This window comes from Dokdonella koreensis DS-123 (assembly GCF_001632775.1).
GTDB classification, from domain to species: domain Bacteria; phylum Pseudomonadota; class Gammaproteobacteria; order Xanthomonadales; family Rhodanobacteraceae; genus Dokdonella; species Dokdonella koreensis.
Map to the genome: position 1 here is coordinate 1,300,971 of NZ_CP015249.1, position 13,861 is coordinate 1,314,831.

Consider the following 13,861-nt stretch of genomic DNA (forward strand, 5'->3'; position numbering starts at 1 on the left):
CTCCCGCGGCGGTGGCCGGTGTGCGCGCGTCAATGCTCATGGCCGGCGCCCGCCTTGCCGATGTCGGCCTTGACCAGGTAGCTCTGCTCGACCACCACCGCATCGCCGGCGGCGAGGCCGTCGAGCACTTCCACGCGGCGGCCGTCGCGTTCGCCCAGGCGCACCGGGCGCTCGCGGTAGCGTTCGCCGTCGCGGACGTAGACCACGTCGCGGCCGCCGGTCTTCTGCAGCGCGCCGAGCGGCACCGCCAGCGGCACGCTGCGCTCGGACACGCTGACGCGCGCCCGCACCGCCGCGCCGGGGCGCCACTGCCCGTCGGCATTGTCGATGCGCGCGCGCGCGACCGTGCTCTGGCTCGCCGTCGCCGTGGACGGCAGGATCCGGTCCAGCGCCGTCGCCGCGACGTGGCCGTCGGTCAGCCGGATCACCTCGACCGGCAGTCCGTCGGTGATGTGCTGCGCATCGCGGCCGAACAGGTGCAGGTCCACCCAGAGGGAGGACAGGTCGGCGATCTCGAACAGCGGCGCCTCGCCGGCGAGGTCGCCGACGGCAACGTTGCGCGACAGGATGGTGCCGTCGAACGGTGCGCTGACGGTGTAGTCGGACAGGCTGATGTTGCTCTCGACGACGGCCAGCGCCTGGCCGCGGCGGACCCGGTCGCCGACGCCGGCGCGGACCGCACGGACCGGTCCGGGGAAGCGCGCGACCACGCGTGCGTGGCGGCCTTCCACCGGCGTGACGATGCCCTGCACCTCGTGCTCGTCGCGGATCACGCCGGGGCCGGCCGCCGCGGTGCGGATGCCGGCGGCCTCGGCGATGGCGGCGGCGATGGTCGTCTGGCCCTCGTCCTCGTCATGGGTGTGGCCCGCTTCGCCGTCCTCGCTGCCGTGGTCGTCGTGGCCGTCATGAGCATCGGCAGCGCCGGCCTTCCCGGCGGCGGCGGACGGCGGGGTGGGCTGGCGGGCGGCGTCTTCGCCGGCGCGGCCGCAGGCGGCCAGCATCAGCAGCACGGCGGCCAGGATCGCAGGATGCAGGTTCATCAGGGGGTCTCCTCGTCGGCGGCGAAGGCGTCGCCGGTCAGCCGCTGGATCTCGATCAGGGCGCGGTGGAAATCGCGCGCGGCGGTGATCTGGTCGCGCCGGGCGGCGAGCAGGTCGGCTTGCAGCTGCGCCCACTCCAGGTACGAGAGCGCGCCGGCGCGATAGCTGCGCCCGGCTTCTTCCTCGGCCCGGACCAGGCGCGGCAGCACGTCCGTGTCGGCACGGCTCACCGCCTGGCGGTCGGCCAGCAGCCGGCCGTGTGCCTCGGCCAGCGTCGCGTAGAGGCCGATCGCCTCGGACTCGCGCTCCAGCTCCAGGTCGGCCAGTTCCGCTTCGGCGGCGACGATGCCCGGACGGGCCCGCGTGCGGCTGCCGAGCGGCAGCGACAGTCCGGCGATCAGCGCGGTGTCGCCGGTCGCCTGCAGGCGGCGCACGCCGACGTCCCAGGCGAGGTCGGCGCTGCCGGCGCTGCGCGCGAGCTGCAGCCGCGCTTCGCTCAGGCGCCGTTCGTCGGCGAAGCGGCGCAGTTCCGGGCTGCGGTCGAGCAGGGCGGTCAGCGCCTCGAAGGCCGGCACGGCCGGCAGCGCCAGCAGGTCGCCGGCAAGCCGCTCGAAGCCCGGATCGCGCTCGCCCCAGGTGGCGGCCAGGCGGCGGCGCGCCGCGGCGCCCTGGGTCTGCAGCAGCTCGCGTTCGAGCGTGGCCCGCGCCAGTGCCGCTTCGGCGGCGAGCTGCACCGGGCGCGGCGAGGCGCCGGCGCTCACGCGGCGCGCCGCGGCGGCGGCGGTCCGCGTGCGCTGGTCGACCAGGTCCGTGGCGGCGGCCTCGGCGGCCTGGATCGCCAGCGCGTCCAGGTAGCGCCGGGCGACCTCGGCCAGCAGGTCCAGGCGTGTCGCCCGGGTCTCGTTCGCCAGGGCGTCCAGGCGGCCCTGGGCCACGGCGACGCGCGCCTCGCGCTTGTCGCCGCGCTCGATCACCGACGACAGGCTGAGGCTGAGCTCGGCCGCGCCGAAGCCGGCGGTGTCGCCGCTGCCGAGCACGTTCTCGAGCGTGGCGCCGGCCGTCAGCGGCGGCTTCTGCGCGGCCTCGTCACGGGCGGCGGTCCGGGCGACGCGTGCCAGCGGCAGGCGTTCGAGCGCGGGGTGGCGCTCCAGGGTCAGCGTGAAGGCCTGTTCCAGGGTCAGCGGCGCCGAATCACGGGCGGACGCCCCCGGTGGCCAGGCGGCCACGCACAGCATGGCGGCCCAGGCCGCCCAATAACGCACCATCGATCGTCTCCGAAAAGTTGAACGGGCACGACCGCCGAAGCGGTCGCGGCGGCGCTCAGGCGCTGATCGGAGGACGCAGGGGATCGGCCGGCTGGCGGTCGGCGAGGCGCAGCGGCCGCAGCGGCGGAATGCCGAGGGCCGGTACCGGGGGCGCCACGGCGGGCAGCGCCGCCGGCAGGGCGATCGTGTGCAGGCAGCAATGCAGCGCATGCAGCACGAGGTCGGACGGGTTCTCCTCGCCGGTGGTGCTGCCGGCGACCGCCTCGATCTGCGGCTGCGTCGCGCCATGCGCGGCATCGTGCAGGTCGCAGGCGATGGCGAGCAGCGGCCGCAGCAGGATGCACAGCGCGACCAGCGCCATCACGAGGATGGCGCGCGGGCGGCGATGGCGGGAGACGGCCAGCATGGGCGCGCAGCCTAGCGGTGACCCGGCGCGCTACACAATCACACGATGCGCCCTTCCAGTATGGCGACGTCGGCGAACGCGGCGCGGAACGTGTCGCCGCGCACCAGCGCCGCCACGCCGGCCGGCGTGCCGGTGAAGATCAGGTCGCCGGCCTGCAGCGTGTAGAGCCGTGACAGCTCGTGGATGACCTCGGCGACGGTGAACACCATCTCGGCGATGTCGCCGCGCTGGCGCAGGACGCCGTTGACGTGCAGCGTCAGCGCGCCGCCGGCCGGATGCCCGGTCTCGCCGGCCCGGCGCAGCGCCGAGACCGGCGCGGAATGGTCGAAGCCCTTGCCGACGTCCCAGGGCAGGCCGCCGGCCTTGGCGCGGGCCTGCAGGTCGCGGCGCGTCAGGTCCAGGCCGACGCCGTAGCCGTAGATGCAGGCCGGCGCATCGGCCACGGCGATGTCGCGTCCGCCCGACGCCAGCGCGACCACCAGCTCGACCTCGTGGTGCAGGTCGCCGGTGGCGGGCGGGTACGGCACGTCCGCGCCGTCGGCGACGATCGCGTCCGCCGGCTTGGAGAAGAACACCGGCTGCGAGCGGTCGGCGGTCGCGCCCATCTCGCGCGCGTGCTCGGCGTAGTTGCGGCCGATGCAGTAGATGCGGTGCACCGGAAAGCGCGCGGTCTCGCCGACGACGGCAAGGCTGGGAATCGGCGGGGCGGGAACGACGTAGGTCATCGGGGCAGGCTCGCGGGAAAGCCGCGATTGTGGAGCGCCTGCCGGCGGCACGGAAGCCTGGCGGTGCCGGGACGCGGCCGGCGGCGCTCCGTGCCGCCCGGCGCCACCGGTGTCAGCGTCGGCCGTCGTCGAGCGCCTGGCGCGCCGATTCGAAGACGCGGCTCGGCGGCGCATCGCGTGCCGCGATGCCGTCGATCGCCGGGCGCAGCAGCGTGGCTGCTGCATCGCGCTGGCCGCGGCCGGCGGCCAGCAGGCCGCGCAGCGCATCCAGCCGGAAGCCCCACAGGCCGTCGCTGCCGCCGGCCTCCAGCGCCTCGGGCGCCAGCGTGGCGAGGACCTGGTCGGCCGCATCGAAATGGCCGGTCTCGATCTGCGCCGCCGCCAGCCAGAAGCCGGCGACCTGGGCCTGCGGATTGCGTGCCGAAAGCCGCGCGACCAGCCGGCGATAGGCCGGCTCCAGTCGTGCCTCGGCACCACGCGCATCGCCGCTCTCGTAGAGCGCCTGGCTCCAGTTGGCCAGCGCGATGTCGCTGACGTTGTGGTCGTCGCCGAACTTGCCGCGGAATCCCTCGTAGACGCGTTGCGCATAGTCCAGCGCCCGCGGCCAGTCGCGCCGCCGCACGGCGATGTCGAACAGGTCGCTCAGCACCATGAGGTTGCGCGTATGGCCGGCGCCGAGCAGGGCCACGATGGTCTTCTGCGCGTCGAGCAACTGCACCTGCGCGGTGTCGTAGTCGCCCTCGAGCGTAAAGGTGCGTGCCACCGCCGCCCGCGCGAAGGCGCTCGTCAGTCCGTTGTCGTCGCCGCGCGCGGCGATCTCGGCGATCAGCGCCTCGCCTTCGCGCCGTGCCTCGGCGGTCTGGCCGGTCTGGGTCAGTGCGCCGACGAGGTCCATGCGCAGCGAGTCGCGCACGATGAGGTTGCCCGGTTCCAGCTCGGTCAGTTCCGGAATCGCCTTGCGGTACTCGGGCAGGGCCTTGGCGTAGTCGCCGCGGTTCATGTGGTAGACGCCCCAGGCATAGGCCTTGAGGTACGGCGCATAGGCCTCGTCCGATCCGGCCACCAGCCGGTCGAGCGTTTCCAGCTCGCGCAGGCATTCGTCGAACTTGGCCGTGCGCGTGAGCAGGCGGATCAGCAGGCCGCGCGCCTTCAGCGCGTTGAGGCTGGCGGCGCCTTCCTCCTGTTCGTACAGCGCCAGCGCGCGCCGCGCCTCGGCTTCGGCATCGGGCAGCCGCTCGACGGTGTTGAACAGCGAACTCATGCTGGTGCGGATCGAGGCTTCGATCAGCGGCTGTTCGGCGAAGCGGCCGGCGACGCGGTCGCGCGCGCCCAGCAGCACGTCCTCCAGCGACGCGTTCTGCCCCTTGGCGGCGACCAGCGGGTTGGAGCGGCTGATGAGGTCCTCGTTGAGGAAGCGGTTGATCGCCACCGCCGAGGCCAGCTCGCGCTCGGCCTGGTTGCGCGCCCGCACTGCCGCCTGGTACAGGCCGAGACTGGCGATCACGCCGGCCACCAGCACCGCCACCAGCGCCAACAGGTACGGCCGCCGCGCACGGCTGCGGGCGAGCGCCTCGCGCGCGCGCCGGGCCTGGTCGTCCGCTTCGCCCGCGCGCCGGGCCTGGTCGCGGCGCTGGTCCAGCGTGCGCAGCCGCATGGCCAGTTCCGCAGCGCTGCTGAGGCGGCGCGCCGGATCGCCGTCGGTCGCCAGGGCGATGTCCTCGCACAGCAGCGGATCGGCGATGTCCTGCTCCCAGCCGGACGCCATCGGCTTGTTCAGGTTGCCGGCCAGCAGCTGGTACAGCATGACGCCGAGCGCGAACACGTCGTTCTGCGCGGTCGGCGCGTGGCCGGAGAACACTTCCGGCGCCATGTAGATCGGCGTGCCGGTGGACGCGTCGGCGGCGAGGTTCTGCGTGGCCGACAGGCCGAAGCGGGTGATGCCCAGTTCTTCCAGCCGGTCGGGGTCGAGCATGCCGCCGCTGCCGAAGTCGGTCAGCCGGATCAGCGGCGCGGCGTCGCCGGCCGCAATCAGCACGTTGGCGGGCTTGAGGTCCTTGTGCAGCACGCCGACCGCATGCGCGGCGGCCACCGCATCGGCGATCTGCAGGAACAGCGCCAGGCGTGCGGGAGGTGCGGTCGCCGGCAGCCCGGCCTCGGCCCAGGCCTGCAGGCTTTCGCCGCCGTAGGCGCATTCGAGGAAGAACGGTGCGGTCTCGAAGTTCCAGTCGATCAGGTCGACGAAGTGGCGCCGGTCCTCGAGGCTTTCCTGCAGCACGCGCGACAGCGTGGCCTCGCGCTTGAGCGCCTTGAGGCGGTCGTCGCCGACGGCGAACTTGTAGACGCGCCGTTCGTGCGTGCGTGCGTGCTCGGCCAGCCAGACCTCGCTGTCGGTGCGCCCGCCCAGCTGGCGTTGCAGGATGAAGTTCTCGCGCCCCGGCACCGGCTGGCCGGTGCGCAGCGCCAGCGGGTTGGGCAGCGTGCGGCCGATCACGATGCGCTCGACCACGCCGGTCAGGCGGTAGCCGATGCGCGGCTGGGTCACCAGCAGCTCGGCATTGGCCTCGCCGAGTGCGCGCCGCAGCTTGTTGATCGCGTTCGGCAGCACTTTCTCGACGGTGATACGGCCGGCCCAGACCTGGGCGAACAGCTCCTCCTTGGTCACCACTTCGCCGGCGTGCCGCAGCAGGCAGGCCAGCACGTCCAGCGCGCGCCGCTCCACGTCCACGCGCAGGCCGGCGACCCGCAGCTCGAAGCTGGTCTCGTCGAACGTGGCGGTGCCGAAGCGGTACCGATAGGTTTGTTCCCGTGGGGACGGGGTGTCCTTCATCGTTCTTCCAACCTCTGGTTTCCGGACGACGCCTGCGGATTCCCCACGACCCGGTGCGTGTCGCACTTTTTCCGATTGATCGTTCGATCGCCAGTGCGCCGGCGCCTGCGCGCCGACAGCGTTACCGCTCCGTTACCGCACCGGTGCCGTTCCGTGCCGACTCCGATCGGCGCGCTGCCTAGACTGCCGCCGCCATTCGCCTGCCGTGGATCGCCGCCGGTCGTCAGCCGGCCACGGTCGCCGGCCGCCGCGTGATCCCCACTTTCTACGGAATCGGAGACGCCCTGATGACCCGCGCAACCTTGTCCCGCCTCGCAGTCGCCTGCGCGCTGGCCTTCAGTTCCCTGGCGGCGACGGCCGCGCCCGACTGGCGCGTGGTGGTCGCCGACAGCGACTCGGGCTTGGTCCTGCCGTCGCTGCTGCCCTCGGCGACCGCATTCGACCTGGAGTGGGTCTCGCTGGCCAACGCCGGCAACGGTGCCCTCGGCTTCGCGCGCGATGCCGGCAGCAGCAATCCGTACGCGCTGTGGGCCGAGCGCAGCGGCGTGCTGATGCCGTTCGCCGAGAACATGGCCACCGGTGCCCTCGGCCCCGGCCGCGCCGGCGCCGAGGCCGGCCACGTGTTCCGCGTGCTGTACCAGAAGCAGGACGCCAGCGGCCAGGCGCACCGCGTGTTCGGCGCCCGCGCCGGCGAGCCGACCCAGCCCACCGATGCGGCGACCTACGGCGTCTGGCTCTGGAACGGCGCGAGCAATACCGAGATCGCGCGGCTGAACACGGAAGGCACGCTCGGCCCGGGCTTCGGTCCCGGCGTCGCGTTCACCTACCTGGGACCCACCACCACCACCGCGTTCCCGCGCGCACGCGCGCTGCCGGGCCAGCGCGTGCTGTTCGACGCGACCGTGACCGGCTCGCTTCGGGCGGTGATCATGCATGAGGCAGGGGTGGGCAATCGCGGGTGCTTGCTGGAGGATTCGACCGATCCGGCCTACTCGCCCGGCTTCGGTTCGGCGGTGTTCTACGACAACGGCGGCAGCTATCTGATCGGCGCGCCGGTGGTCGGTGCCCGCGGCGAAGTCTATGTCGTGTCCGGTGTGCGGGAAAACGGAACGAACGGGCGCGGGATTTTCGCCCTCTGTCGCGGCGCTCCGCAAGTATTCGCGCGCACAGCGGTGACGGGCAGCCTCGGGCCGGGGATGAGCGACACTTCGTTCATGTTCAGCGAATTCGCCGCGGTCCGGCCCGCGCACGCGGGCGCGTTCTACTTCTGGGGCGCGGTGACCTCGCCGGCGGGGTCGACCAGCGGCGGTTTCCTGCACGCCGACGGCCACAACACGCCGGTGTACCTCATCAATACCGAGGGTGCCTACGGGCCGGGCTACACCGGCTACGTGTTCAATTCCACCAGTGCTCCCGCCGAGCTTGCCGCGGCCGGCCGTTACGGCCTGCTGCGCACCACGATCAAGCCGCTGGCCGGCACGACCTCGATCACCGGCCTGTGGCGGCTGGCGCCGGGCGCCTCGCCCGAGCCGCTCGCGATCATCGGCGATACCGGCGCCTATGCGGCGGCGCCGGGCCGGCCGTGGCGGACGTTCCATCGCACGGCGATCCTCGACAGTGGCGAGGTGCTGCTGCTGGCCGAGGTCGGCAACCCCACCGAGCGCGGCGTCTGGCGCCTGCGTTCCGGTGCGGCGCCCGTGCGCGAGCTCGGTGTCGGCGACCTGGTCAAGGTGCCCACGAGCGCCGGCCTGGTCGAGCGCGCGGTGACCGGGATTTCGGAGTTCGACCTGACCAGTCCGGAGAACCTCGGCGAGGACGGCTGGGCCAGCGGCAACGGTACGGTGGTGGTCCGCGTGTTCGTCACGGGCGTTCCCACGAGCGCCCAGGCCTACGTCCGCGGCTTTGCCGGGCGCGCCGAGTCGCTCCTGGCCGAAGGCTTCGACTGATCCCACGGCGGTGGGCAGGGCGCCCGGGCCAGGGACGGCCCAGGCGTCGCTTCGGGGCGGGTGCCGGTGCGGCGGGCGTCAGGCCGCCGGTGCCATCCGCAGCCAGCGTGCCGCCAGCGGGGGATCAGCAGCAGGCTGACCAGGGTCGAGGACGCCAGGCCGCCGAGCAGGACGATCGCCATCGGGCCCTCGATCTCGTGGCCCGCCTCGCCGCTCTGCAGGGCCACCGGCAGCAGCGCCAGGGCGGTCAGCAGGGCCGTCAGCAGGACCGGCGTCAGGCGCTCGGCGGCGCCGCGCAGCGCCGTGTCGAGGTTCCACGGTGCGCCCTCGACCTGGACCAGGTGGTCGTAGTGCGACACCAGCAGGATCGTATTGCGCGCCGCCATGCCGAACAGCGCGACGAAGCCGACCATCGCGCCGAGCGTCAGCGTGCCGCCGGTCAGCCAGAGTGCCGCGACGCCACCGATGAAGGTGCTCGGCAGCGCCGCCAGGGTGAGCGCGACATGGCGCGCGCGGCCGTAGGCCAGCGCCAGCAGGACGATCACGACGACGAACGCGAATGCCGAGTAGATCATCAGCTCGCGCGCGGCCGCCCGCTGTGCCTGCGCGCTGCCGCCGTAGCGCAGGTATACGCCCGGCGGCAGCACCACCTGTGCCGCGATCGCCTGCCGGGCCCGCTCGGCGAAGCCGACCTGGTCGGCCAGGTCCGGCGTCGCCACCACGGTCTGCCGGCGCAGGCCATCCTCGTGATCGAGCACGCTGCGCCCGTCGACGATGGCGATGGCGGCGACATCGGCCAGCGCGACCAGGGCGCCGTCGCGACCGCGCAACGGCAGCCGGCGCAGCGCATCCGGCCCGTCGTCGGTGCCGGCGATGCGCACCACCACCGGCAGGCTGCGGTCGGTCAGCGTCATTTCCGCCGCGACGGTGCCGTGGAAGGCCGCCTCGATAGTGCGCAGCACGTCGGTCGCCGCCAGCCCGTGCAGCAGCAGCGCCTGCGGATCGAGGTCCACCTGCAGCTGCGGCTCACGCGGTGGCACCACCAGCCGCACGCCGTCGGCACCGGGCAGGGCCTGCACCGCCGCGGCGATGGCGGTGGCGACCCGGTCGTTCTCGTCCAGGTCGCTGCCGAACACGCTGACGGAGAACGGTGCGCCTTCGCCGGTCAGGGTCTCGCCGATGCGCTCGGCCAGGACCGAATAGACCTCCGAGGCCTGGTTCGGATAGCTGTCGAACACGGCGCGGATGTCCGCCTCGATCGCTTCCAGGCGGCGCGCGGCGGTCGGCGCGATGCGGATCTCGAACTCGCTCTCGTTCGGGGTGTCGGTGTCCTGGCCGTTCTCGGCGCGGCCGATCTGCTGGGCCACGCTGCGCACGCCGTCGATCGCCATCAGCCGCTGCGAGACCTCGCGGCCCACGCGCGCGGTTTCGGCGATCGCGATGCCGGGCCGCAGGCTGCTGTGCGCGATCAGGTAGGTCTCGCGGAAGTCCGGCAGCAGCCGTGCGCCGAACAGCGGCAGCAGCGCGGTGCCGGCCACGCCGGTCACGACCAGCAGCGCGACCAATAGGCGCGGACGCACGGCCAGTCGCCCGATCGCGCGCCGCTGCACGGCCCTGCAGCGCTGCAGGAAGGCCGCCTCCGGTTTCGGTGCGTGGTCGCGCATGAACACCGCGCAGAGTGCCGGTGTCACCGCCAGCGCGACGATCAGCGACAGCCCGACCGCGAGCAGGAACGCGATCGACAGCGGCCTGAAGAACGCGCCCTGCAGCCCGCTCATCGAGAGGATCGGCACGAAGGCGACGGCGACCGCGGCGGTGGCGAAGAACACCGGCCGCCGCACCTCCAGCGAAGCCGCGGCGAACAGCCTGTCCAGGTCCGTGCCGGCCGGCGCTTCGCGGCGCCGGCGCAGGACGTTCTCCACGTCGATCACCGCGTCGTCCACGACCACGCCGAGCGCGACGACCAGGCCGCCGAGCGTCATCGTGTTGAGGCTGAAGCCGAACGCGGACAGCAGCCAGACCGCCGCCAGCAGCGCCAGCGGGATCGCGCTGAAGGAGATCAGCGCGCCGCGCCAGTCGCGCAGCATCACCAGCAGCAGCGCGACCACCAGCGCCGCGCCGATGGCGAGCGAGCGGCGCATCGTGTCGATCGCGTTCTCGACGAAGCTGGCCGGGCGCAGCAGGGCCGGGTGGTAGTCCACGCCCTGCGCGGCCAATGCCGGCGCCAGCGCGTCCAGCCGCGCCTCCAGCGCGCGCGTGGCCTCCAGCGTGTTGGCGCCGAACTGCGAGGAGGTCTCCACCAGGATGCCGGGCTTGCCGGCGATGGTCGCGTCGCCGAACAGCGGCTGCGCACCGTCGGTCACGGTGGCGACGTCGGCCAGGCGCCGCGGCACGCCGTCGGTCACGTCCACCAGCGCCGCCGCCAGCGCCGAGGCTTCGGCGGCCGGCGGTGCCACCTGCACGACCAGGCGCTGGATCGCGGTCTCCACATAGCCGCCGCCCGCCTGGCCGGTCGCCGCCGCGATCGCGTCGATCACCGCGTCCAGCCCGAGCCCGGCCGCGGCCAGCCGCAGCGGATCGACTTCCACGCGGCGCTCGCGTGCCTGGCCGCCGAACAGCTGGACCTGGGCCACGCCCGGTACGCCGAGGATCTGCGGCTTGATCGACCACTGCACGATGTCGCGCAGGGCGAGCGGGTCCAGCGTGTCGCTGGTGTAGCCGAAATGCAGCAGGTACTCCATCGACGAGCTGAGCGGCGAGAGCTGCGGCGCGCGTACGCCGTCGGGCAGCAGGCCGGCCGCCTCCGAGAGGCGCTCGATCACCGCCTGGCGCTGGCGGTGCGGGTCGCTGCCGCGGTGGAAGATCACGCGGATCGCCGCCAGTCCCTGGCTGGACGTCGAGCGGATGCGCTCGACGTTCTCGGTGCCGGCCAGCAGGCTCTCGACCGGCCGCGTCACGCGCGCCTCGACCTGGAGCGCGGACAGGCCCGGCGCCTCGATCTGGACGACGACGAAGGGCGGCGCGAAATCCGGGAACACGTCGAAGCGTGCGCCGGCCAGTGCGAACGCCCCGGCCAGCGTCACCAGGGCGGCCAGCGCGGTGACGATGCGCGGATGGGCGAGCGAAGCGCGGACGATGGCGGCCAGCATGGCGGCGTCAGTCGTCGTCGTCCGGTGCCGCGCCGGCCTGCATCGACCAGAGCAGGCCGACGCCGCGCACGACCACCCGGTCGTCGGCGTCGAGGCCGCGCACCAGCCAGCCGCTGCCGGCCGGCATCAGCAGCGTGACGTCGCGGCGCGCATAGGTCGCCGGTGCCGCCGCGGCCGTGGCGACCTGGCAGTAGACATGGGCGCCTTGCGCGTCGTGCAGGAGCGCGGTGCCCGGCACGATGAACCCGGCCACGGCCTCGCCCTCCAGCGCTACCGCAAGGCGTACGCCGGCAGCGAGGCCGGCCGGCGCCGCCGGCAGTTCCAGCAGCGCCGCCGGCGCGGCGCTGCCCGCACGCAGCGGACCGAGCACGTTCGCGGCAAAGGCGATGCCGTCGATCGAGACCTCGGCACGCCCGGGCAGGTCCGGCAGGCTCTGTCGGCCGGGCAGGTCCACCCGCAGCAAGGCGGCCTGGCCGCTGCGCAGGCGCTGCAGCAGCGCCTGGCGGTCGCCGTCGGCCATCGCCGCCAGCGGCCCCCACTGCGCGGCCAGCCGTGCCGATGCCGCATCGAGCGCGGCTTGCGCCTGCGCGGCCTCTGCGTCGGCCGCCTCGACACGCCGCAGCGCGGCCGCGGCGCCGTCCGCGTGCAGGCCGCGCAGGCGGTCGCGCTCCTGGCGGCCGGCCCGGGCCGTGGCCCGGTCGGCGTCCAGGGCGGCGAAGTCGGTGATCGGCAGCGCCGCATCGAGCACCCGGCCGATCGCGGCGAGGCGTGGCGTGGGCGTGGCGGCCACCGGGGTGGCAACCTCGATGCCGATCGCCGCCTGCTGCGCCGCCGTCAGTGTCAGGCCGGGCCCGGCCGGATCGTCATCGTCGGCGGCGGCCGGCAGCGGGAGCGGGAGCGCCGCGAGCAGCCACAGCCACGGCAGCCAGCGGGCAGGCGATGGGACGTTCATCGGCTCTCCTCGGAATCCTCGACGGCGGGTGACAGCGCCAGTTCCGGCCCGGACAGCGGCGCATGCAGAGCATCCTCCAGCGCCAGCCGCGCCGCCTGCAGGTCGGCCTGCCGGTGCAGCAGGTCCAGGGCGGTCTCGGTGGCCAGGATCTCGGCGGCCAGGGCCTCGCCGCGATCGATCGCGCCGCGGTCGAGCGCACGGCGGGCGCGTTCGTGCTGTTCGCGGGCGTCGGCAGCGCGCCGCTCGGCTGCGGCGAGGCCGGCCGCGGCCCCCGCCTCGGCGTCCCGCGCGGCGTCGATCTGGCCGTGGATCCGGGCCTGCAGCGCCAGCAGGCGGGTGCCGGCCAGTGCTCGCGCGCCCTCGGCCTCGGCGATCTCGCCGCGATTGCGATCGAACACCGGCAGGTGCAGGCCGAGCGCGAACGGCAGCTTGACGATGCCGTGGTCCCAGACGTAGCCGGGCGACAGCACCACCTGCGGATACTGGCGTGCGACGGCGCGCTGCAGCTGCCGCTCGGTACCGCTGTAGACGGCGATCGCGGCGCCGAGATCGGCGCGGGCCAGCAGGGCCTGCTCGCGGCGCCCGGCCAGCACGGCCGCGTCGACCGGCGGCGGCCGTCCCCAGTCGGGCCAGTCGGTGGCGAGCGCAGCGGCCGCGGCCAGCGGCAGGCCGAGGGCCTGCGCCAGCGCGGCCCGGTCGGCGGCCAGCGCGGTCGCCGCCTCGCTGCGGGCCGCCGCCGCACGCAGCTGCGCCTCGCGCGCGATCAACTGTTCTCCGGCGTCGTCCTCGCCGGCGGCGACGCGGCGCGCGACATGGTCGCCGCGCTGGCGCTGCAGGCGTTCGAGCGCGGCCAGCAGGGCCTGTTCGCGCTGGCGCGCCTCGATCGCCGACAGGGCCGCGACCAGCCGGTGGCGCACCTGCCAGGCCTGCTCCAGCAGATTGGCGCGGGCGGCCTCGACCGCCGATCCGGCGATCGCGCGGTCCAGCTGGCGCTGCCCGGCTGTTCGCAGCGGGATGTCCAGGCCCAGGCCGTACAGCCACGGCCGCTGCTCGCGCCGCGCGTACTCGGTCTGCAACGACAGGTCCGGATCGGCCGGCAGGCCGGCGACGGCCTGCTCGGCGCGTGCCGCATCGTATTCGGCACGCACGACGGCAAGCTCGGGGTTGGCGGCGGCCGCCAGGGCGAACAACTGCGCGCGGTCCCAGCGTGCCGGTGGCCAGTCGCCGGCGAGCGCGGGAAACACCGCGGCGATCCGCTCGCGCAGCGCAGCATCGTCGGGCCGGCGCGCTTCGAAGCTGGCCAGGCTCTGGGCCGGCGGCAGCGGCCGGGCGACGTAGCGCACGCAGCCGCCGGCCAGCAGCGCCGCGGCGATCAGGGCCGCGAGCGCCACCCTGCCGTTACCGCGCATGGCGATGCTGCGGCGCAGCAAATCAAGCGCCTGAAGTCGACCCTGGCGACCCACCGGGCTCACGCGATCTCCCTCCCCAAGGGCCAGGAAGATACGTGCCTTCCCGATCCGCTAGTCGAAGCGCGGCCGGGGCCGCGTTTCG

At 74.1% G+C, this 13,861-nt stretch carries 9 protein-coding genes; 1 reads left to right on the top strand and 8 read right to left on the bottom strand.

Annotated elements, in window-relative coordinates; translation table 11 throughout:
• Positions 1–29: 29 nt before the first annotated feature.
• From I596_RS05065 to I596_RS05085, 5 genes are all read right to left on the bottom strand, one after another.
• A complete protein-coding gene (locus I596_RS05065; protein ID WP_067645073.1) occupies positions 30–1,040 on the bottom strand; it encodes an efflux RND transporter periplasmic adaptor subunit in 1,011 nt (336 codons plus the stop codon).
• Complete coding sequence (locus I596_RS05070; RefSeq protein ID WP_067645076.1) at positions 1,040–2,305, bottom strand: TolC family protein; 1,266 nt, start codon at positions 2,303–2,305, stop codon at positions 1,040–1,042. The genes I596_RS05065 and I596_RS05070 overlap by 1 nt, the downstream gene beginning before the upstream one ends.
• Positions 2,306–2,360: 55 nt before the next feature.
• Positions 2,361–2,711, bottom strand: coding sequence for a hypothetical protein (locus tag I596_RS05075; protein ID WP_067645079.1), 351 nt, complete (start codon positions 2,709–2,711; stop codon positions 2,361–2,363).
• A gap of 38 nt (positions 2,712–2,749) precedes the next feature.
• On the bottom strand, positions 2,750–3,436 hold the full coding sequence (locus I596_RS05080; protein WP_067645082.1) for a fumarylacetoacetate hydrolase family protein: 687 nt from the start codon (positions 3,434–3,436) through the stop codon (positions 2,750–2,752).
• A gap of 112 nt (positions 3,437–3,548) precedes the next feature.
• Positions 3,549–6,263, bottom strand: a complete 2,715-nt coding sequence (locus tag I596_RS05085; protein WP_067645084.1) for a protein kinase domain-containing protein — start codon at positions 6,261–6,263, stop codon at positions 3,549–3,551.
• Positions 6,264–6,550: 287 nt separating this feature from the next.
• On the opposite strand from I596_RS05085, the gene I596_RS05090 reads away from it, so the two are divergent.
• Positions 6,551–8,209, top strand: a complete 1,659-nt coding sequence (locus tag I596_RS05090) for a hypothetical protein (protein ID WP_067645087.1) — start codon at positions 6,551–6,553, stop codon at positions 8,207–8,209.
• Here the strand turns inward: I596_RS05090 and I596_RS05095 are convergent.
• From I596_RS05095 to I596_RS05105, 3 genes are read right to left on the bottom strand one after another with little or no spacing between them, the layout of a single operon-like run.
• Entirely contained in the window at positions 8,152–11,358 is a 3,207-nt protein-coding gene (locus tag I596_RS05095) for an efflux RND transporter permease subunit (protein WP_067645090.1), read from the bottom strand. The two genes, I596_RS05090 and I596_RS05095, sit on opposite strands and share 58 nt — an antisense overlap.
• A 7-nt stretch (positions 11,359–11,365) precedes the next feature.
• Positions 11,366–12,310 carry a hypothetical protein gene (locus I596_RS05100; protein ID WP_067645094.1) on the bottom strand — a complete coding sequence of 315 codons (945 nt, stop codon included), beginning with the start codon at positions 12,308–12,310 and terminating at the stop codon, positions 11,366–11,368.
• Positions 12,307–13,719 (bottom strand): TolC family protein, encoded by a 1,413-nt coding sequence (locus I596_RS05105; protein ID WP_150132023.1) that lies wholly within the window; start codon positions 13,717–13,719, stop codon positions 12,307–12,309. The genes I596_RS05100 and I596_RS05105 overlap by 4 nt, the downstream gene beginning before the upstream one ends.
• Between the last annotated feature and the right edge of the window lie 142 nt (positions 13,720–13,861).